Annotated in this window: 17 protein-coding genes and 1 tRNA gene; 12 read left to right on the forward strand and 6 right to left on the reverse strand. The window is 66.1% G+C overall.

Annotated features, from left to right (window positions below; translation table 11 throughout):
• Positions 1-21 precede the first annotated feature (21 nt).
• Both O4H32_RS03210 and O4H32_RS03215 read right to left on the reverse strand, forming a co-directional pair.
• Positions 22-471 (reverse strand): DoxX family protein, encoded by a 450-nt coding sequence (locus O4H32_RS03210; protein WP_269356621.1) that lies wholly within the window; start codon positions 469-471, stop codon positions 22-24.
• Between the two features lie 11 nt (positions 472-482).
• Positions 483-1,109, reverse strand: a complete 627-nt coding sequence (locus O4H32_RS03215) for an NADPH-dependent F420 reductase (protein WP_269356622.1) — start codon at positions 1,107-1,109, stop codon at positions 483-485.
• 124 nt (positions 1,110-1,233) lie between these two features.
• Between O4H32_RS03215 and O4H32_RS03220 the strand changes: the two genes are divergently transcribed.
• The gene (locus tag O4H32_RS03220) at positions 1,234-2,136 is read left to right on the forward strand and encodes a LysR family transcriptional regulator (protein WP_269356623.1); all 903 of its coding nucleotides are present in this window, start codon (positions 1,234-1,236) and stop codon (positions 2,134-2,136) included.
• Between the two features lie 95 nt (positions 2,137-2,231).
• On the opposite strand, the gene O4H32_RS03225 is transcribed toward O4H32_RS03220, so the two are convergent.
• A tRNA-Phe gene (locus tag O4H32_RS03225) sits at positions 2,232-2,307 on the reverse strand.
• A 134-nt stretch (positions 2,308-2,441) separates the two neighbouring features.
• Here O4H32_RS03225 and hemA point away from each other — a divergent pair.
• From hemA to O4H32_RS03255, 6 genes are all read left to right on the forward strand, one after another.
• Positions 2,442-3,719, forward strand: a complete 1,278-nt coding sequence (gene hemA / locus O4H32_RS03230; RefSeq protein ID WP_269356625.1) for a glutamyl-tRNA reductase — start codon at positions 2,442-2,444, stop codon at positions 3,717-3,719.
• A gap of 84 nt (positions 3,720-3,803) precedes the next feature.
• Positions 3,804-4,883 carry a peptide chain release factor 1 gene (gene prfA, locus O4H32_RS03235; protein WP_269356627.1) on the forward strand — a complete coding sequence of 360 codons (1,080 nt, stop codon included), beginning with the start codon at positions 3,804-3,806 and terminating at the stop codon, positions 4,881-4,883.
• Complete coding sequence (gene prmC / locus O4H32_RS03240; RefSeq protein WP_269356629.1) at positions 4,880-5,701, forward strand: peptide chain release factor N(5)-glutamine methyltransferase; 822 nt, start codon at positions 4,880-4,882, stop codon at positions 5,699-5,701. Before prfA ends, prmC begins: the two co-directional genes overlap by 4 nt.
• 96 nt (positions 5,702-5,797) lie before the next feature.
• Positions 5,798-6,139 carry a Grx4 family monothiol glutaredoxin gene (grxD, locus tag O4H32_RS03245; RefSeq protein ID WP_269356631.1) on the forward strand — a complete coding sequence of 114 codons (342 nt, stop codon included), beginning with the start codon at positions 5,798-5,800 and terminating at the stop codon, positions 6,137-6,139.
• Entirely contained in the window at positions 6,136-6,765 is a 630-nt protein-coding gene (locus O4H32_RS03250) for a UbiX family flavin prenyltransferase (protein ID WP_269356633.1), read from the forward strand. The genes grxD and O4H32_RS03250 overlap by 4 nt, the downstream gene beginning before the upstream one ends.
• Before the next feature lie 32 nt (positions 6,766-6,797).
• A complete protein-coding gene (locus O4H32_RS03255) occupies positions 6,798-8,000 on the forward strand; it encodes an HD-GYP domain-containing protein (RefSeq protein WP_269356635.1) in 1,203 nt (400 codons plus the stop codon).
• Here the strand turns inward: O4H32_RS03255 and O4H32_RS03260 are convergent.
• Positions 7,990-9,216, reverse strand: a complete 1,227-nt coding sequence (locus tag O4H32_RS03260) for an MFS transporter (protein ID WP_269356636.1) — start codon at positions 9,214-9,216, stop codon at positions 7,990-7,992. The genes O4H32_RS03255 and O4H32_RS03260 overlap by 11 nt on opposite strands.
• Positions 9,217-9,223: 7 nt before the next feature.
• Positions 9,224-10,414, reverse strand: a complete 1,191-nt coding sequence (locus O4H32_RS03265; protein WP_407932596.1) for an MFS transporter — start codon at positions 10,412-10,414, stop codon at positions 9,224-9,226.
• Between the two features lie 244 nt (positions 10,415-10,658).
• On the opposite strand from O4H32_RS03265, the gene O4H32_RS03270 reads away from it, so the two are divergent.
• From O4H32_RS03270 to O4H32_RS03280, 3 genes are all read left to right on the forward strand, one after another.
• Entirely contained in the window at positions 10,659-11,747 is a 1,089-nt protein-coding gene (locus O4H32_RS03270; RefSeq protein ID WP_269356640.1) for a TRAP transporter substrate-binding protein, read from the forward strand.
• A gap of 116 nt (positions 11,748-11,863) precedes the next feature.
• Positions 11,864-12,475, forward strand: coding sequence for a TRAP transporter small permease subunit (locus O4H32_RS03275; RefSeq protein ID WP_269356642.1), 612 nt, complete (start codon positions 11,864-11,866; stop codon positions 12,473-12,475).
• Between the two features lie 2 nt (positions 12,476-12,477).
• Positions 12,478-14,166: a TRAP transporter large permease gene (locus tag O4H32_RS03280; RefSeq protein WP_269356644.1), complete on the forward strand. Its 1,689-nt coding sequence runs from the start codon at positions 12,478-12,480 to the stop codon at positions 14,164-14,166.
• A 93-nt stretch (positions 14,167-14,259) separates the two neighbouring features.
• On the opposite strand, the gene O4H32_RS03285 is transcribed toward O4H32_RS03280, so the two are convergent.
• Positions 14,260-16,854 (reverse strand): EAL domain-containing protein, encoded by a 2,595-nt coding sequence (locus O4H32_RS03285; RefSeq protein WP_269356646.1) that lies wholly within the window; start codon positions 16,852-16,854, stop codon positions 14,260-14,262.
• 289 nt (positions 16,855-17,143) lie between these two features.
• On the opposite strand from O4H32_RS03285, the gene O4H32_RS03290 reads away from it, so the two are divergent.
• Both O4H32_RS03290 and tdh read left to right on the forward strand, forming a co-directional pair.
• Positions 17,144-18,346, forward strand: a complete 1,203-nt coding sequence (locus O4H32_RS03290; protein WP_269356648.1) for a glycine C-acetyltransferase — start codon at positions 17,144-17,146, stop codon at positions 18,344-18,346.
• Between the two features lie 78 nt (positions 18,347-18,424).
• Positions 18,425-19,465, forward strand: coding sequence for an L-threonine 3-dehydrogenase (tdh, locus tag O4H32_RS03295; protein ID WP_269356650.1), 1,041 nt, complete (start codon positions 18,425-18,427; stop codon positions 19,463-19,465).
• Positions 19,466-19,510: the final 45 nt, after the last annotated feature.

A 19,510-nucleotide genomic window follows, 5' to 3' on the forward strand; every position in this document is an offset into this window, starting at 1 on the left:
CCTTCGGATCGTGCTCCAGGCTCAGGCCGGCCTCTGGCCGAGCGTGCGGTCGAGCGACGCGCGGCCGGCGCCGGTAAAGACCAGCGACACAGTGACCGCCAACAGGGCCAGCGCGAACTCATAGCCATTGTTCGCAACGAACAGGCCCTTGTCGAGGTGGGCGCTGAGGATGGCGACCACCATCGCGAAGGCCAGCGCGGCGGAGGCGGGACGCACCAGCAGGCCGGCGATCAGCGCCAAGCCGCCGAAAAATTCGGTGCTGCCGGCAAGGAGTGCCATCAGGTAACCAGGCGCGAGCCCGATCGAAGCCATCCACTGGCCGGTGCCCTCCAGGCCATAGCCGCCGAACCAGCCGAACAATTTTTGTGCGCCATGGGCGGCAAAGATGATGCCTACGGGGATGCGCAGGGCCAGCGTGCCCCAGCCGGCGCGGGTCGCGAGGATGCGTTGGACGATGTTGCTGTTGCTCATGATGGTTCCTTTCAGTTCTTGCCAATCCAGGTCGGTGCGATGCCGGTGCCCAGCCCGGCGCCGTAGCCGAGGTAAATGTTCAGTCCGGCCAGCGGTTCGAGGTAGCGCGCGTTCTTCAGCCCGCCCGCATCGACGACCGCAAAGCCCATGCTTTCCGCCAGCGTGCGCGCAGTCTGCTTGGCCCGCTCGCCGTCGCTGGCCAGGAACACGGTGACCTTCTGCCCGTTCAGGGTCGAGCCTGCGGCAAGGACCTGGGCGAAGAGGGTGTTGAAGCCCTTGACGAGTTCGACGCCAGGCACGGCCTGGGCGATCTGCTCGGCGGCGGACGTGCTGTGGCCAACCGTCAGACCCATGTAATCGGCCGTCAGCGGGTTGGTGATGTCGATCACCGGCTTGCCTTGAACCTTGCCGACGCCGCGCAGCGCGTCGACCGCTTGTTCGTAGCCGGTGGCGAGCACGACCGCGTCCACCGCATCGGCCGAGCCGGCCGCCGGGACAGCCTTGGCACCGTACGGTTGGGCCACAGCCTGGGCCTTGGCCATATTGCGTGCCGTGACGCTGACCTGGTGGCCGGCTGCGCTGAGTTGCTTGACGAAGCCGGAGCCCATGTTGCCGGCACCGATGACGAGTACTTTCATCTCTGTTCCTATTGAAGCGGGTGTCTGATTGATGCCGGATTGCCGGCATGGAAAGAAGTTTATTGATCCGCATCAATAAGATAAACTGCTATTTTTGCGATTGTTTGTTCAGAAAATCGGAACTATGGACAAGTATCAGGAGATGCGCGTATTCACGGCGGTGGTCGACGCAGGCAGCTTCGTGGCGGCCGCCGGGGCGCTGGGCATGTCGAAGGCGGCCGTCTCGCGGTACGTGTCCGATCTGGAGCAGCGCCTTGGCGTTCGGCTGCTGCATCGCACGACGCGCAGGCTTTCGCTGACCGCCGAGGGCGAGGTGTTCCTGGCGCGATCGCGCGAGATCCTGGCCCGCATCGAAGAATCGGAAGCGGAGGTTTCCACGCGCAGCCATACCGCCAGCGGTCTGCTGAAGGTGAGTGTTCCCGTCAGCTTTGGCATACGGCACCTCGCGCCCCTATGGCGCGAGTTCATGCAAGCCCATCCGCGAGTGACGCTGGATGTGCAACTGGCCGATCGCATCATGGACCTGGTCGACGAGGGCTTCGATCTGGCGGTGCGGATCGCGCGCCTGCCGGATTCGTCCCTCGTCTCGCGCAAGCTCGCCTCCACGCGTCTGGTACTGAGCGCGTCGCCCGAGTACCTGAGCAGGAGGGGCACGCCCGGGCATCCGGGCGAGCTCGCCGGGCATGATGTGATCGGCTACAGCTTGCTGGCCATGAGTGATCAATGGCGGTTCACCGGCCCACAGGGCCCCGTCACCGTCAAAGTGCGCCCCCATGTCTGGTCCAACAACGGTGACACATGCGTGGCAGCGTGCGTTCGCGGGGCGGGCATCCAGTTGCAGCCGACCTTTTTGATCGAGAGCGAGCTTGCGTCCGGGCAACTGGTCGAAGTGCTGCCCCAGTATCGCTCGATGGAGCTTGGCATCTATGCCATTTACCCCACCCGCAAGTTCGTCTTGCCGAAGGTGCGCGCCCTGGTGGAGTTCCTGTCGGCGAAGCTGGCCGATGCGCGGTGGGCGGCACGGTGATCCCGTGACCGCCCGCAGACTGCGCGGGAACGCCGCGTGCCATGCGGGAAACACAAATGAAAACGCCCACCGGAGAACGGATGGGCGCTGAATTCTGGTGGCCCGGGGCGGAATCGAACCACCGACACAAGGATTTTCAATCCTCTGCTCTACCGACTGAGCTACCGGGCCAAGACGCAGAATCATACATGAAAATTTGATCCGGTGCAGACGATTGGTGGCTAAAAGACACGTCAGCCATTCCAAGGCCGCCCCCGGCGACCTATAATACAGTCCATCTTTGTGTGCAACTACTTCTTGCGGGCATGTCCGTCGACGTCCTGACCTTTGGCTTGAACCACGTTTCCGCACCGGTTTCGGTGCGGGAACGCGTGTCGTTTCCGCTCGAACTGGTCAAGCCCGCGCTGGCGGCCCTGCGGTCCGCCTTCGGCAGCGGCGTGCGCGAGGCCGCCATCCTGTCCACCTGCAACCGCACGGAAATCTATTGTGCGGCCGACCCCGGCGTCGCGACCGAACTGCCTGGCTGGCTGGCCGAATTCAATCGTCTGGAAACCGGCCTGCTGTCGCCCCATCTCTACCAGTATCAGCGCAACGACGCCGTGCGCCATGCCTTCCGGGTGGCCAGCGGCCTGGATTCCATGGTGCTGGGCGAACCGCAGATCCTGGGCCAGATGAAGGACGCCGTGCGCACGGCCGAGCAGGCCGGTACGCTCGGCACCTTGCTGCACCAGCTGTTCCAGCGCACCTTTTCCGTCGCCAAGGAAGTCCGTTCGCAGACGGCCATCGGCGCGCATTCGGTGTCCATGGCCGCCGCCGCCGTGCGCCTGACGGAGCGCGTGCTGGGGGATCTGTCCTGTAGCAACGTGCTGTTCATCGGCGCGGGTGAGATGATCGAACTCTGTGCCACGCACTTTGCGGCGGTGCGGCCGCGCCAGATCGCGGTGGCCAACCGCACGCTGGAGCGCGCCGAGGCCCTGGCGTCCCAGTTCGACGCGCGTACGCTGAAACTCTCGGAACTGCCGGACCATCTGGCCGAATTCGACGTGGTTGTCTCCTGTACGGCCTCGTCCCTGCCCATCCTCGGACTGGGGATGGTGGAAAGGGCTGCGCGCGCGCGCCGCCACCGCCCCATGGTGATGGTCGACCTGGCCGTGCCGCGCGACATCGAGCCCGAAGCCGGCCGTCTGGCCGACGTTTATCTTTACACGGTCGACGACCTGGGCCGCATGGTGCAATCGGGCACCGACGCGCGCCGCGCCGCCGTGGTCCAGGCCGAGGCCATCATCGAGGCCCGGGTGCGGCATTTCATGCACTGGCTCAGCAATCGCGCCATCGTGCCGGCGATCATCGATTACCAGCAAAGCGCCGACGCCCTGCGTCTGTCCGAACTGGACCGTGCCCGGCGGCTGCTGGCCCGCGGCGACGATCCGGAAGCCGTCCTCGAACTCCTCGCGCACAGCCTGACCCACAAGTACATGCATGGCCCCCTGGCCGCGCTGAATCGCAGCGAGGGTGCCGAACGCGACCAATTGCTGACGCTGCTGCCCCGCCTGCTGCCAGAATCCGGCGCCCGCCGCCGGTAGCGGCGATCCTCCCCCCTTCGTGCCGATCCGGTCCCGCGCGGGACCGGGTACCGGCTTCTTTGTGATTCCCCGGAACCTCCCTTCATGAAAAGTTCGATGCGCAGCCGCCTGGAACAGCTCGTCCACCGACTGGCCGAGATCGACGCCCTGCTGGCCGAGCCGGACAGCGCCGACGACATGGATCGTTTCCGCAAATGGACCCGCGAACGCGCCGAACTGGAGCCCGTGGTGCGGGTCTTCGAGTCCTGGCGGCGGGCGTGCGACGACCGGGACGCGGCCCGTGACATGCTGTCCGATCCCGACATGAAGGCGCTGGCCGAGGAAGAGCTGTCGGGCGCCGACGCCCGCATCGAGGCGCTGGAAGACGAATTGCGGATCCTGCTGCTGCCGAAGAACCCGGATGACGACCGCAGCGTCTTCCTGGAAATCCGCGCCGGCACGGGGGGCGACGAGAGCGCCCTGTTCGCGGGCGATCTGCTGCGCATGTATACCCGCTACGCGGAAATCCGGGGATGGCGGGTGGAACTGATGTCCGAAAGCCCGTCCGAACTGGGTGGCTACAAGGAAGTCATCGCCCATGTCGAGGGCGACGGCGTCTATGGCCGGCTGAAGTTCGAGTCCGGCGCCCACCGCGTCCAGCGGGTGCCCGAGACCGAATCGCAGGGGCGTGTGCACACGTCGGCCTGCACGGTCGCCGTGATGCCCGAGGCCGATCCGCAGGCCGACATCCGGATCGATCCCAACGAACTGCGCATCGACACGTTCCGCGCCAGCGGGGCGGGCGGACAGCACATCAACAAGACCGATTCGGCGGTGCGCATCACCCACCTGCCGAGCGGCCTGGTGGTGGAATGCCAGGATGACCGTTCGCAGCACCGTAACAAGGACAAGGCCATGCAGGTGCTGGCCGCCCGCCTGAAGGACCGCCAGCAGCAGGAAGTCCATGCCCGTGAGGCCGCCCAGCGCAAGAGCCTGGTGGGTTCCGGGGACCGTTCGGAACGCATCCGCACCTACAATTTTCCGCAGGGGCGCGTCACCGACCATCGCATCAATCTGACCCTGTACAAACTGGCGCAGGTGATGGACGGCGAACTGGGCGAGTTGACCGACGCGCTGCTGGCAGAACACCAGGCCGAACAGCTCGCCGCGCTGGCGCTGGAATGAGCCTGACCTTGCGCGAAGCCCTGGCGGCCAGCCCGCTGCCGCGCCTGGAAGCCCACCTGCTGTGGCAGCGGGTGCTGGGCGTGCCGCGCGCCTGGCTGATTGCGCACGACGCGGACTCCCTGGAGCCGGCGAAAATCGACGCCTACCGGACACTGGAGGCTCGCCGGCTGGCGGGCGAGCCCATTGCCTACATCCTGGGGCATCGGGAGTTCTTCGGACGCGATTTCCTGGTCACCCCGGCGGTGCTGATCCCCCGGCCGGACACCGAGTTGCTGGTCGAATGCGGCCTGCGTGCCATCCGGGATGTGCGTGAGCCTCATGTGCTGGATCTGGGTACGGGCAGCGGCATCGTGGCGGTCACCCTGGCGCTGGAGCGGCCCGACGCGCGGGTGCGGGCCACCGACCAGAGTGCCGAAGCGCTGGACGTGGCGCAAAAGAACGCACGCGTCCTGGGGGCAAAACTATTGTTTTCATTTGGGAATTGGTACGATACAGAGTTGGGTTCAAAGCAATTCGATCTGATTGTCTCGAACCCGCCGTATATCGACGCGCGGGATGCGCACCTGGGGCGGGGAGACCTGCGTTTTGAACCCCGGGACGCCCTGACCGATGGCGCGGATGGCTTGCGTGACTTGCGCGAGATCGTGCGGGGTGCGCCGGATCATCTGTCGCCGGGTGGGATCCTGTGCGTGGAGCACGGTTGGGACCAGGCGGCGGCCGTCCGGTCCCTGTTTTTGCGTCAGGGGTTCGCCGACGTCGCCAGCGAGCGGGATCTGTCCGGCATCGAACGCGTGACCCGTGGATGTATGCCAACCTGATTTTTTTGCCACCAGTGCGTCCCAAGGCAAAAGCGCCCCCTCGGGGCGGCAGCAAGCCGAAGGCGTGGCGTGGGGGCATTTTCAAGCGAGACCACCATGAGCGAAGCAGTGCAATCCGAAGTCCAGAATTTCATCCGTGAAACGGTCACCGGCCACCCGGTCGTCCTGTTCATGAAGGGAACGGCCCAGTTTCCCCAGTGCGGCTTTTCCGGCCGCGCGATCCAGGTCCTGAAGGAAACCGGCGTCACCAAGCTGGTGACCGTCAACGTGCTGGAAGACCCGGAAGTCCGTCAGGGCATCAAGGACTATGCCAACTGGCCGACGATTCCCCAGCTCTACGTCAAGGGCGAGTTCATCGGCGGCACCGACATCATGAATGAAATGCACCAGAACGGCGAATTGGCCCAGTTGCTGAAGGACGCCGGGGCGATCGAGTGAATCCCCCCAAGGGGCCCTCTGAACCAGTCAAGCGCCTGGTCGTCGGCATCAGCGGCGCGACAGGCGTTCGATACGCCACCCGACTGCTCGAAATCGCACGGGAACACGGCGGGGTGGAAACCCATCTCGTCATGTCGCCCTCGGGTGTGCTGAACGTGCGCCACGAGTTGGGCCTGGATCGCCAGGCGGTGCATGCGATGGCCGACCATGTTCACAGCCACCGGGATGTGGGCGCGGTGCTGGCCAGCGGCAGCTTCCGCACGGCCGGCATGGTGGTGGCGCCCTGCTCCATGCGGACGCTGGCGGCCGTGGCGTTCGGCCTGTCGGACAATCTGATTACGCGGGCGGCGGACGTGACCCTCAAAGAGCGCCGCCGGCTGGTGCTGATGGTGAGGGAAACCCCCTTCAATCTGGCGCATTTGCGCAACATGACGGCAGTGACCGAGATGGGGGGGGTGATCTTCCCGCCGCTGCCGGCGTTCTACCTGCGCCCGGCCACGCTGGACGACCTGATCGACCATACTGTGTGCCGTGTGCTGGAACTCTTCGACATACCCGTGCCCGGGCCGCGATGGGAAGGCCTCGACGACCCAGGCGTCCACCCGCGGGGCGCCGGGACCGCCTGAGCCCGTCTCCGCCTGTTTTCCGGAATTTCCGCATGATCAAAAAAGTCCCTGTGTCCCAATTGTGCGTCGGCATGTACGTGCATGACCTGGGCGCTTCCTTCCTGGACCATGCTTTCTGGCGTTCGCGTTTCCTGATACAGAACGAGCGCAAGCTGCGCAGTTTGCGGGAATCGAAGCTGGAATGGGTGCTGATCGACACCAGCAGGGGGGTGGACGTGCCCGCCGCTGCCGGCACCCAGGCCGTGCCCGAGGCGAATCAGCAGTCCGCGCGCGCACCCGATGCCGAACCCCCGTCCGCCACGTCGGAGCAGCAGGCCTTCGACGATGCCAGGGACATCATCGAAGGCTCGCGGCAACAGGTCCAGCAATTGTTCGACGAGGCGGACCTGGGGGGCAAGATCGATCTGCGACAGATCGAGGATCTGGTCCAGGACATGGCCGACTCCATCGACGGCCATCCCGACGCGCTGACCAGCCTGGCCCGGATCAAGCGCGCCGATCAGTATCTGTATGCGCATTCGGTGGCCGTATCGGCGCTGATGACCGCCCTGGCGCGGACCCTGGGACTGTCCGACGAGCAGATCCGCCTGGCCGGCATGGCCGGTCTGCTGCACGACATCGGCAAGATCGGCGATGCCGCAGCGATATCCGGCAAGCTCGGTCGCCCGGTTCCGCCCTGCGAGGAATTGCAGCGCAAGCATCCGCAAGCCGGCGCCGAGGCGCTGAGCCGGGATTCGAACGTGCCGCCCGAGGTGATCGACGTCTGCCTGCATCACCACGAGCGCTTCGATGGCCAGGGGTTTCCAGACGGCCTGGCGGGCGAGGACATCAGTCTGCTGGCCCGGATGGCGGCCATCTGCAATTACTACGATGAAGTCATCTCGACACGGCCCTTCAAGAAGGGCTGGGACCCGGCCTTCGCGCTGTTCAAGATGTTGCAGTCCTCGGGACAGTTCGACATGGACCTCCTGGGCGCCTTCGTGCGCACGGTGGGGCGCTATCCGGTGGGTTCCATCATCAGCCTGACGCAGAGTGAACTGGGCCTGGTGGTGGCGCAGAATCCCGGCACGCCCGAGCTGCCCGTGGTGAAGATCTTCTATTCGATCCGCTGGAGTCACGCCATCCCCGAGCGTCGGGTGAATCTGGCCGAGCCGGATTGCCCCTGCCGTGTCATGCCCGTGGTCGCGCCGGTGGACTGGGCGCAGTCGGGCCTGCCTGTGCCGTCTATCGTGTAGGCGTGGCGGATCGCGTCCGCAGGCCGATCATGATCGCCAGGACGATGCCGGCCGACGCGAAGGAGGCGGTGGCGGTCCAGGTCCATTGCCAGTCGCCGCCGGCACGGTTGACCACCCAGGCCACGAAGGGCGGCCCGACGAACTGGCCCAGGGACGAGCATTGCTGCATCCAGCCAATGGTCGTCGAGGCGGTCTGAGGACTGGGGGCCAGGGTCAGTCCCAGCACGAACAGGGTGGTCGGCACCAGACCGCCCACCATGGAAAACATCAGCACGGCCACGAACTGGCCCTGGGCCGGCAGGCCGGCGCCGAACGCGGCCCAGGCGCACAGGATCATGGTCGCCAGCCCGGCCACCAGCAGTCGCCAGCCCGCCACGCCATGATGCAGCAGGCGGCCCGCGGACAGATTGCCGATCGCGTTGGCGCCCGCGACGATGGCCGTCAGCAGACCCGCCGTGGCGCCGCCGATACCCTGGGCGGCATAGATGGTCGGCAGAAAACCGATCACCGCCATCCATTGGCCCGCGTACAGGCCGAAGATCAGGGCGACCAGCCAGACATTCGCCGATCCCAGGGTCGTGCGTGCCAAACGTGCCAGGGAATCCCGGGGCCGGCCCGCATCGGGGGCGGGGTCGGGCGGCACGAGGCGCAGGGTGAGCAGCAGGCAGCACAGGGTCAGCGCCGCCAGCAGCGACCAGAGCAGTTGCCAGGTGCCCAGGCTCAGAATCCAGGACCCCGCGAGCAGGATGGCCACGGTACCCAGCGGCATGTAGCTGCCCCACAGGCCCATGACGCGGCTCAGACGGTCCGGCGGCACGAGGCGACGGATCAATGCGGGGATCGGCATGGCCACCATCAGGACGCCGCAGCCCTCCGCGGCGCGGAACAGCAGCACCAGCAGGCCGGAATCCAGCCAGGCTCCCAGTGTCGACGCGGTTGCCAGGATGGCCAGTCCGCTCAGGACGCAGCGGCGCAGGCCGACGCGTTCGGCCACCAGCGCGATCGGCAGGCCGAGGACCAGTCCGCCGAGCTGCACGGCCGACAGCAGGAAGCCCGATTGCACCAGGCCGAGCCGGAATTCGGCTTGCAATTGGGGCAGTGCGGGAGGGACCTTCCAGATGTGCAGCGCAGCGCACATGCCGACCAGCACCAGGAACAAGGCGGCGCGCACCGGGGCATCGGCGGCGCGGGATTCGGGGGCGGCGTGCGGCGGCATGGGGGCGTCAGGGGAAGGCGGTTTTGCGGGGCAGCCAGCGCCAGAACATCCAGGCGGCGACGAAGCCCAGGGCGCCGATGGCGGTGATGCCGCCGGCGAGCGACAGGACGGCGGTGACGCTGGACATCAGCAAGGGGCCGCCGCCGCCGCCGAGGTCGGTGATCAGGCGCCAGATGCCCAGGAACCGGGTGCGGTCGGCCGATGGCGACGCATCGGCGCCGATGGTCATGATGATGCCCGAGCCGATGCCGTTGCCCACGCCCAGCGTCATGCTGACCGCCAGCAGCCCGGCGAATCCCGTCGTCCAGGGGATGGCGACCAGGCTCGCGCCCATGATCAGCATGCAGGGCAGGGCGACCCAGAGGCGGCCGCGCAGGTCCATGATCCGGCCGGCCGGATAGAACAGCAGCATGTCCACGCCGCCCATGAGCCCGTAGATCAGCGCGGTCGCCGTGGCGTCCAGGCCGATCTGGTTCGCCCAGAGGGGGATGACGATCTGACGGCAGGACCGGATCGCCGAGACCAGCGCCGTGGCCACCCCGAGCGTCAGAAAGACGCCCGCGTGCCTGCGGGCCAGATCTTTCAGCGTCAGTCGCGGGGCCTCGCGGCGCGTGTCGCGGTCGCGGGGCTCCAGGTCAGGAATGGTGAAGGCCAGGATGCCCGTCCCCAGGAAAGCCAGGACGGCGGCCCAGTAAGCGCCCGGAAGCCCCATCAGGTGGATGAAGCCGGCGGCCATGAAGGGGCCGGCGAACAGGCCCACCCGCATGGTCCCCCCTAGTGTGGACATGGCGCGCGCGCGCATGGGGGGCGGCACGGCCTCGATCAGGTAGGTCTGGCGCGCCAGCAGGAACACCGAACTGGCCAGGCCGATCATCAGGACGCCCAGGCCGAGAACCCAGGGAGTCCGGGCGGCCAGGCACAGCGCCAGGGCGGCCAGGCTGAAGACGGCCGCGCCGATCATGGCGCGGCGTTCGCCGTAGCGGTTGGACAGCGCGGCGGCCGGCAGGTTGGCCATCATGGAGCCGATGCCGATCAGGGCCACGATCAGGCCGGCCTGGGCCGAGCTGGCGCCCAGGTCGCGGGCACTGAGGGCAAGGATCGGGTAGATGGCGCCTTCGCCCAGGCCGAAGAGCAGGGAAGGGCCGAACGCCGGCAGGGCGATCCGGGCCAGGCTGAAGGGGTCGGAAGAGGGAGGCACGCCGGCGGGTCGTGATGACCAAATCGGCATTGTCGCACACGGGGGCGGCAATACCCTGGAGCCGACGGCATAGGTGGGTTCCCCTATTGTTGTCATGGAAATTGGCAGATTCAATCGAGGAAAACTCTAGGCGTTATTACTGATTGCGTGAAGCTTCAGGTTTCGTGCATCATTCACGCGCTCTCGACCGTTTACAAAACGGCACATCAGACCGGTTTACCAACCAACTTAGGGGCTCTCTCTCATGCAACGTCGTTCCTTCCTCAAGAAGGCTGCCCTTGGCGCGGCCGCCGGCGGCGCCACCCTGGCCGCTCCCGCTTTCGCCCAGGAATCGCCCACCCTCAGCTGGCGCCTCGCCTCCAGCTTCCCGCGCAGCGCCGACGCCATCTATTCCGGCGGCGAAAACATCGCCAAGTTCGTGTCCGAGGCGACCGGCGGCAAGTTCCAGATTCGCGCATTCCCCGGCGGCGAAATCCTGCCCGCCCTGGGCGTGCTCGACGGCGTGCAGAACGGCACGGTCGAATGCGGCCATACCGCGTCCTACTACTACTATGGCAAGGATCCGTCCCTGTGCTTCGACGGCGCCGTGCCTTTCGGCCTGAACACCCGCCAGTACAACGCCTGGGTGCGCCATGGCGGCGGCCTGGCCGTGCTGCGCGAACTGTTCGCCAAGTTCAACATCGTGAATTTCCCCTGCGGTTATACCGGCACCCAGATGGGCGGCTGGTTCCGCAAGGAAATCAAGACCGTCGACGATCTGAAGGGCCTGAAATTCCGCACGGCGGCCTTCGCCGGCGCGGTGCTGATGAAGCTCGGCGTGGTGCCGCAGCAGATCGCCGGTGGCGACATCTACCCGTCCCTGGAAAAGGGCACCATCGACGCGGCCGAATGGATCGGCCCCTACGATGACGAGAAAATGGGTTTCCATCGCGTGGCGCCCTTCTACTACTTCCCGGGCTGGTGGGAAGGCACGCTGCAGGTGTCCCTGTACGTCAACAAGGACAAGTACGAAGCGCTGCCCAAGCACTACCAGGCCGTGCTGGACCAGGCTTCCGCCCTGGCGACCAACACCATGATCGCCACCTACGACGCCGAGAACCCCAACGCGCTCAAGCGCCTGATCGGCGAAGGCGCCAAACTGCGCGCCTTCCCGAAACCCGTCATGGATGCCTGCTACAAGGCCGCCCAGGAAACCTACGCGGAACTGTCCGCCAAGGATCCCGGCTTCAAGAAGATCCACGACGCCTACATGGGTTTCCGCGACCACGAAATCCCCTGGTTCCGGATCGCCGAAGGCAGCTTCGACCAATACATGGCCACCGCCGCCAAGTAATCGACCCTCGTGCCGGCCTGTCATTTTGAAGGCCGTTCATGACCCGATCACGCCCTAGCCCCCCCCGTGGGGGCTTGCGCGTGTCCGGGCGTAATCATTTTTCATTGGCTCTCACCATGAATACACTTCTCGCCCTGTCGCGAGCGATCGACGCCGTCAATCGCCGCGTGGGCCGGGCCGTGACCTGGCTGATCCTGCTTGCGGTACTCGTCAGCGCCACCAACGCGACGGTACGCAAGCTGTTCAACGTCAGTTCCAACGCCTGGCTTGAATTGCAGTGGTATCTGTTCGGCGCCGTCTTCCTGCTGGCGGCCGGCTATACCCTGCTCAAGAACGAACACGTCCGCGTTGACGTCCTGGCCTCGCATCTTTCCCGGCGCACTCAGCTCTGGATCGAAATTTTCGGCGTGCTGTTCTTTCTGCTGCCCGCCTGCGGGCTCATCATGTGGCTGTCCTGGCCGTTCTTCATGGATGCCTTCGTGAACAACGAACAGTCCTCGAACGCTGGCGGCCTGATCCGCTGGCCGGCCAAGCTGCTGATCCCTGTCGGTTTCTTCCTGCTGGTGAGCGCGGGCCTGTCGCACCTGATCAAGTGCGTCGGCTGCCTGCGCGGCCAGTGTCCCGACCCCCGCGATGTGCACACGGGCAAGTCCGCCGAGGAACTGCTCGCCGAGGAAATCGCCCGCGAGGCGCAACAGCGCGAGGCCGCCTCGCATGAGGGGCACTGACCATGGAAGCATTGTTACTGGCTTATATGGCGCCGATCATGTTCGGCATGCTGGTGGTCCTGCTGCTGCTGGGCTTCCCTGTGGCTTTTTCGCTGGCGGCCAACGGCATCCTGTTCGGCCTGATCGGCATCGACCTGGGTCTGCTGTCCCCCGCGCTGTTCCAGGCCCTGCCGCAGCGCGTGTTCGGGGTCATGTCCAACGAGTCCCTGCTGGCGGTGCCGTTCTTCACCTTTATGGGCCTGATCCTGGAGCGTTCCGGCATGGCCGAGGACCTGCTCGAGACCGTCGGCCAGCTGTTCGGCCCGCTGCGCGGGGGCCTGGCGATCGCGGTCGTCCTGGTGGGCGCGATGCTGGCGGCGACGACCGGCGTGGTGTCCGCCTCGGTGATCTCGATGGGGCTGATCTCGCTGCCCATCATGCTGCGCTACGGCTATGACCGTCGTCTGGCCACGGGGGTGATCGCGGCCTCGGGCACGTTGTCGCAGATCATCCCGCCGTCGCTGGTGCTGATCGTGCTGGCCGACCAGCTGGGCCGCTCCATCGGCGACATGTACAAGGGCGCCTTCCTGCCGGGCTTCGCCCTAACGGGCCTGTATGTCCTGTACGTCGTCGCGATGGCCGTGTTCAAGCCGAAGTCGGCGCCCGCCATTCCGCCCGAAGCGCGCACCTTCGTCGAGCCCAACGGCGGACACGGCATTCCCTCGCTGCTGGCGCTCATGGCGGTGTCGGTCGGTGTGTCGATCGCGGGCGTGGAGTTCCTGCTCGACGACGGCGCGCACGTGGACGAACTGATCGTCACCAGCATCCTGATCTGGGGCGCGGCGGCCTTTGCCATGGCCGGGCTCAACAAGATCCTGCGCCTGGGCCTGCTGTCGCAGATCGCCGAACGCGTGACCTTCGTCATGATCCCGCCGCTGGCACTGATCTTCCTGGTGCTGGGCACGATCTTCATCGGCGTGGCCACGCCGACCGAAGGCGGTGCCATGGGGGCGGTGGGCGCGCTGATCATGGCGTTGATCAAGCGGCGGCTGAACCTCAAGCTGTTGCGCCAGGCCATGGATACCACCACGACGCTGACCTGCTTCGTGGTGTTCATCCTGATCGGGTCCTCGGTCTTCAGCCTGACCTTCCGCGGCGTGAACGGCGACTTGTGGGTCGAGCATCTGCTCACCGGCCTGCCGGGCGGACAGATGGGCTTCCTGGTCGTGGTCAGCGTCCTGACCTTCTGCCTGGCCTTCTTCCTGGACTTCTTCGAACTGGCCTTCATCATCGTGCCGCTGATCGGGCCGGTGGCGGACAAGATGGGTATCGACCTTATCTGGCTGGGCGTCCTGTTGGCCGTGAACATGCAGACGTCGTTCATGCATCCGCCGTTCGGTTTCGCGCTGTTCTACCTGCGGTCGGTGGCGCCCAAGGAAGACTACCAGGACCGGGTCACCGGCCAGACCATCGCCAAGGTCACCACCGGCCAGATCTACTGGGGCTCGATTCCCTTCATCGTGATCCAGATCGCCATGGTGGTCCTGGTGCTGCTGTATCCGGGCATGGTCACCCACTACAAGGCCGACCGGCCCAAGGTGAACATCGAGAACATCAGCATCGATCCGGGCAATTTCGGCGGCTACGGCGCCGGAGCCGACGGCCAGTCATCGGGCACCTCGGACCAGGATTACAACAATATGTTCAAGTAGGGCTGTGCGCCCAGTGGCCGGCCCCGCTTCGGCGGGGCCGGCCGTCGAAAGGCCCGTGCAGGGCCTTTCTTTTTGTCTTTTTTCCGGCCGCCTTCAGCCTGCGGCGCCGGTCGCGGACCGCCGCCGCGTGCGCACCACGTCGAGCCATGCCTCGAGCGGCATGGGACGGGCCAGCAGGTAGCCCTGCAGGGCATGGCAGTCGTGCTCGAACAGGAACCGGGACTGCGATTCGGTCTCCACGCCCTCGGCGACCACGCGCAGGTTGAGCTGGTCGGCCATGGCCAGGATCAACTGGACGATGGCGATGCTGTCGCTGTCGTTGGGAATGTCCTGGACGAGGCTCTTGTCGATCTTCAGCTCATACAGCGGCAGGCGTTTCAGGTAAGCCAGGTTGGAATAGCCTGTGCCGAAATCGTCGATGGAAAAACGGATGCCCAGCCGGGACAGCGCCTGCATGCGTTGGGCCACGGCCTGCATGTCCTGGATCAGCACGCCTTCGGTGATCTCGAAGATCAGCCGGTTGCCGGGGATGCCCTTGTTTGCCAGCGTGTCGCGCACGGACTCGATGAACTGGGGTTCCATCAGCCGGCGGGGACTGACGTTCAGGGACAGGGGGTAGGTTTCGCCTGCTTCCTGCAATGCCAGCAGTGCGTCGCAGGCGAACCGCAGGGACCAGGAGCCCAACAGGCCGATCAGGCCGGTTTCCTCGGCGATGGGAATGAACAGGGCGGGCGAGACTGCGCCTCGGGTGGGGTGATTCCAGCGGGCCAGCAGTTCGCCGCCGGTGACGCGCCCGTCACGACCGAACTGCGGCTGAACGTGCAGCGTGAGGTTCGGCGTACCGATGGCCTGCAGCAGGTCGTGCTCCAGCCAGAGCCGCTGCTCGACCTCGGATTGCAGGCCCCGCTCGTAGAACGTGACCTGGTTGCCGCCGTGCTGCTTGGCGCGGTGGGTGGCCATGTCGGCCTCGCGCATCACGGTGTCGGAGGTCTGGCCCTCGCCCTGGATCAGGGTCAGGCCGATACTGCCGGTGACGTAGGCGGGCTTGTCCTGGATGGAGAATGCGCTGTTGCAGATGGCGAGCCGTATTTTCTCGGCCACGTGCATGGCGTTGCGGGCCGCGTCGCTGATGTGGTCGCCCAGACCGTTGAGCAGCACGATGAATTCGTCGGCGCTGACGCGCGACACCAGATCCCGGTCACGCACGCTGGCCCGCAAGCGGTCCGCGATGCCGCGCAGCACCTCGTCGCCGGTGCCGTGGCCATGCATGTCGTTGATCCGTTTGAAGCCGTCCAGGTCGATCAGCAGCAGCGCGCCGATGGGTCGCCCCTGGCGGGCCGACTCCAGCATCTGCGCCAGGTGCGCCAGCGCCGTGCGCCGGTTGGGCAGGCCGGTCAGCGTGTCGTAGACGGCCAGGTGGTGGGCTGTTTCCTCGGCGCGCAGGCGCTCGGTGATGTCGGTGGCGACCGTGCAGATCGCCTCCAACGCGCCGTCCGGGGCGCGCATCGGCGCCTTGATTGTCAGAAAGGTGCGGGGCTCGCCGTTGCGCGGCCGGACCGTCACCTGGGATACGCTGCGTTCCCTGGACTCGATGACGGCCTGGTCGCCGCGGCGGATGTTGGCCAGGGAGTCGGCGTCGGCGAGGACTTCGTCGTCGCGCAGGCCGATGAGCCGGCCTTCGTCCAGGCCCAGGAATTCCTCGTGCTTGCGGTTGGCGAAGGTATAGCGCCGGTCCAGGTCCTTGATGCTGACGGAGGCGTCGATGGCGTCCAGGATCGCGCCCAGGCGGCGTTCGGTGCGCCGCAGGAGCCGTCGCTGGCGGCCGAGCTGGATGCGCAGCGCCAGGGTGATGATCAGGGTCAGGGCCAGCAATCCGCTCAGGCCGGTGACGATCCAGGTGCCGTAGCGACTCAGCAGGGATTGGGTGCGCGGCAGGCGCCAGCTGTCCAGGGTGCGGTAGTAGAACGAACCCGGCTTGGCCTGCCAGGCGCTGAGGTGGCGGTCGATGGCCGCCAGCACCTCGGGGTGCCGCCCCTTGGGCGCGGCGTAGAAGGCCTGAGTGGGCTGGAAGATGATGGGCGTCGCGACGAGATTGTATTGCTGCGCGAACAGTTCGCCGACGTAGAAATCGGCCGCCACGGCGTCGTCCAGTTTGGACTGGACCCGCTGGAAGCCGATTTCGAGATTCTGCACGGCGTCGGCGCGGGCGTCGATTTTCAGGCCCGACAGGGTGCTCTTCAAGTAGTCCTGCTGGGTCGAGCCCGCCAGCACCGCAATCGAATGGCCCCGCAGATCCTCGATCGAGCGCAGGGCATGGTCGGTGCGGGCGTAGACCTGGGACCAGCTATGCATGGCCGGGACATGATGCAGGCCGAATGCCTGGGCGCGTTCCGGCGTGTAATAGACGTCGGGCAACAGATCGATCTTGCCGTCGGCCAGCAGCCGCATGCACTGTTCCCAGGTGCAGGCCTGGGTCCGGATCGTCCAGCCCTCGCGGCGCGCGATTTCGTTCAGCAGTTCGCCCAGGATTCCAGCGGGACGGCCATCCCGTGCGATGTAGACGTCGGGTTTCTGGTCATAGATGCCGACATCCAGGGTCAGAGCGTGCGCGATCGACGCATGCATGCCCAGGCACAGCGCGAGGGCAGGCACGAGGATGCCGCGGTGCGGGCGATCGCGAGAGGCCATAGGTTCAGTCTGGTATCCGGAAGTCCGGATCGGCGGCGCAAGGCCCCGGGATGGCGAGGGGCCGGCGCGTGCCGGAACGCTGGAACGGGTCTGAAAGCAGACATGATAGTGTCGATCGGCGCATGGCAAAGTGTTGTACTGCCCGCCGGATTGTCATCAATTGTAGAGATTGTGAACAATCCGGGCATGCCGCGCCCCGGCGTTCCGTATCCCGGGCTGGCCGCGCGGGCCGCGGCGTACAATGCCGGCACGTAGTCCCATTCCGATGCATTCCCCCAAAAGGTGGATCATGTCCCAGCAATTCCTTGCGGATGCGCGCGCCCGGATCGGGCGGTTGCGCGAAGACGGTTTTTACAAGTCCGAACGTGTCATCGCCAGCCAGCAGTCCGCGCATGTGCGGCTCGCCGACGGGGCCGACGTGCTGAATTTCTGCGCCAACAACTATCTGGGCCTGGCCAACGACCCGCGCCTGATCCAGGCGGCCGGCGCCGGCCTCGCAGCCGACGGGTTCGGCCTGGCGTCGGTGCGCTTCATCTGCGGCACGCAGACGGGGCACAAGGCCCTGGAGTCCGACCTGGCCCGCTGGCTGGGGATGGGGGACGCCATCCTGTATTCCAGTTGCTTCGACGCCAATGGCGGCCTGTTCGAGGCCCTGCTTGACGAACAGGACGCCATCGTCAGCGACGCCCTGAACCATGCCAGCATCATCGATGGCATCCGCCTGTGCAAGGCGCGTCGCTACCGCTACGCCAACAACGACATGGGCGACCTGCGCGCGCAGCTCCAGGCGGCCCGCGACGGCGGGGCGCGACATGTCATGATCGCCACCGACGGGGTGTTCTCCATGGACGGCATCGTCGCCGATCTGGCGGCGATCTGCGATCTGGCCGACGAGTTCGATGCCCTGGTGATGGTGGATGATTCCCATGCCGTGGGTTTCATGGGCGCGGGCGGGCGCGGCACGCCGGAGCATTGCGGTGTCGAGGGCAGGGTCCATATTCTGACTGGAACGCTGGGCAAGGCGCTCGGCGGCGCCTCGGGCGGCTATGTCGCGGCCGATCCCGTGATCGTCGATCTGCTGCGCCAGCGTTCGCGTCCCTACTTGTTTTCCAATACGCTTGCGCCGGCCATCGTGGCGGCGTCCCGACGGGTCCTGGAACTGCTCCAGGACGCCGAAGGCGCCGAACTGCGTGCCCGCGTTCACCGCAACGGTGCGCATTTCCGCCGCGAGATGCAGGCGCTGGGCTTCGACCTGGTGCCTGGAGAACACCCGATCATTCCGGTCATGCTGGGCGACGCCGCCTTGGCCGGCCGCATGGCCGATGCGCTGCTGGCGCAGGGCATCTATGTGATCGGATTTTCCTTTCCGGTGGTGCCCAAGGGCCGTGCCCGCATCCGCACCCAGATGAGCGCGGCGCACATGCCCGAAGACATCGACCGCGCCGTTCAGGCCTTCGCCCATGTGGGCCGTGAACTGGGCGTGATCCGTTAAATCCGACTTTTCCGCCGCCGGCCGCCCCAAGGCGAACCAGGCAAGCCGAAGGCGCGGCGCGGGATGATGGGAGATTTCATGAGAGCCTTGGCCAAAATGCAGCCCGCCGTCGGGCTGGAGCTGGTGGATGTCCCCAAGCCCGTCATCGGGCACAACGACCTGCTGATCCGCATCCGCAAGACCGCCATCTGCGGCACCGACATCCACATCTGGAAATGGGACGACTGGGCGGCGCGCACCATTCCCGTGCCCATGCATGTGGGCCATGAGTATGTGGGAGAGGTCGTCGAGATCGGCCAGGAAGTGCAGGGATTCCGGGTAGGCGACCGTGTGTCCGGCGAGGGCCACATCACGTGCGGTCATTGCCGCAACTGCCGCGCCGGCCGCCGGCACCTGTGCCGCAACACCCAGGGTGTGGGGGTGAACCGTCCAGGCGCCTTCGCCGACTATCTGGCGATCCCGGCCTTCAATGCCTTTCGCATTCCGGACGACGTGTCCGACGACCTGGCCGCGATCTTCGACCCTTACGGCAACGCCACCCATACGGCGCTGGCGTTCGACCTGGTGGGCGAGGATGTGCTCATCACCGGCGCCGGCCCGATCGGCGCCATGGCGGCCGCGATCGCGCGCCACGTGGGCGCGCGCAACGTCGTCATCACCGACGTCAACGACTATCGTCTGAACCTGGCCGCCCGCATGGGCGCCAGCCGCACAGTGAACGTGTCGCGCGAGAACCTGCGCGACGTGATGCGCGAATTGGGCATGACCGAGGGGTTCGACGTGGGCCTGGAAATGTCAGGCGTGCCCAGCGCCTTCGCCTCGATGCTGGACCAGATGAACCATGGCGGCAAGATCGCCATGCTGGGCATCCTGCCCGACGGCGTGGGCATCGACTGGAGCCAGGTGATTTTCAAGGGTCTGGAGATCAAGGGGATCTATGGCCGCCAGATGTTCGAGACCTGGTACAAGATGGTCGCCATGCTGCAAAGCGGCCTGGATCTGTCGCCTATCCTGACCCACCGGTATCCGGTGGCGGACTTCCGCCAGGGTTTCGACGCGATGCTGTCGGGCCAGAGCGGCAAGGTGATTCTGGACTGGATGAGCCAGGACACGGAATAGTCCCTGCGGACTATTCCGTGCCTGGCGAATCCGAGCGCCTTGCAA

It is taken from the genome of Castellaniella denitrificans (assembly GCF_027214045.1).
Lineage (GTDB): Bacteria > Pseudomonadota > Gammaproteobacteria > Burkholderiales > Burkholderiaceae_B > Castellaniella > Castellaniella denitrificans_A.

Bases quoted from the DNA above. Each gene is read 5' to 3' on its own strand.
- O4H32_RS03255 (WP_269356635.1), top strand. From the start codon at position 6,798: ATGATCAAAAAAGTCCCTGTGTCCCAATTGTGCGTCGGCATGTACGTG.
- O4H32_RS03220 (WP_269356623.1), top strand. From the start codon at position 1,234: ATGGACAAGTATCAGGAGATGCGCGTATTCACGGCGGTGGTCGACGCA.
- grxD (WP_269356631.1), top strand. From the start codon at position 5,798: ATGAGCGAAGCAGTGCAATCCGAAGTCCAGAATTTCATCCGTGAAACG.
- O4H32_RS03270 (WP_269356640.1), top strand. From the start codon at position 10,659: ATGCAACGTCGTTCCTTCCTCAAGAAGGCTGCCCTTGGCGCGGCCGCC.
- O4H32_RS03260 (WP_269356636.1), bottom strand. From the start codon at position 9,216: ATGCCGCCGCACGCCGCCCCCGAATCCCGCGCCGCCGATGCCCCGGTG.
- O4H32_RS03275 (WP_269356642.1), top strand. From the start codon at position 11,864: ATGAATACACTTCTCGCCCTGTCGCGAGCGATCGACGCCGTCAATCGC.
- O4H32_RS03215 (WP_269356622.1), bottom strand. From the start codon at position 1,109: ATGAAAGTACTCGTCATCGGTGCCGGCAACATGGGCTCCGGCTTCGTC.
- hemA (WP_269356625.1), top strand. From the start codon at position 2,442: ATGTCCGTCGACGTCCTGACCTTTGGCTTGAACCACGTTTCCGCACCG.
- prmC (WP_269356629.1), top strand. From the start codon at position 4,880: ATGAGCCTGACCTTGCGCGAAGCCCTGGCGGCCAGCCCGCTGCCGCGC.
- O4H32_RS03290 (WP_269356648.1), top strand. From the start codon at position 17,144: ATGTCCCAGCAATTCCTTGCGGATGCGCGCGCCCGGATCGGGCGGTTG.
- tdh (WP_269356650.1), top strand. From the start codon at position 18,425: ATGAGAGCCTTGGCCAAAATGCAGCCCGCCGTCGGGCTGGAGCTGGTG.
- prfA (WP_269356627.1), top strand. From the start codon at position 3,804: ATGAAAAGTTCGATGCGCAGCCGCCTGGAACAGCTCGTCCACCGACTG.
- O4H32_RS03285 (WP_269356646.1), bottom strand. From the start codon at position 16,854: ATGGCCTCTCGCGATCGCCCGCACCGCGGCATCCTCGTGCCTGCCCTC.
- O4H32_RS03210 (WP_269356621.1), bottom strand. From the start codon at position 471: ATGAGCAACAGCAACATCGTCCAACGCATCCTCGCGACCCGCGCCGGC.
- O4H32_RS03280 (WP_269356644.1), top strand. From the start codon at position 12,478: ATGGAAGCATTGTTACTGGCTTATATGGCGCCGATCATGTTCGGCATG.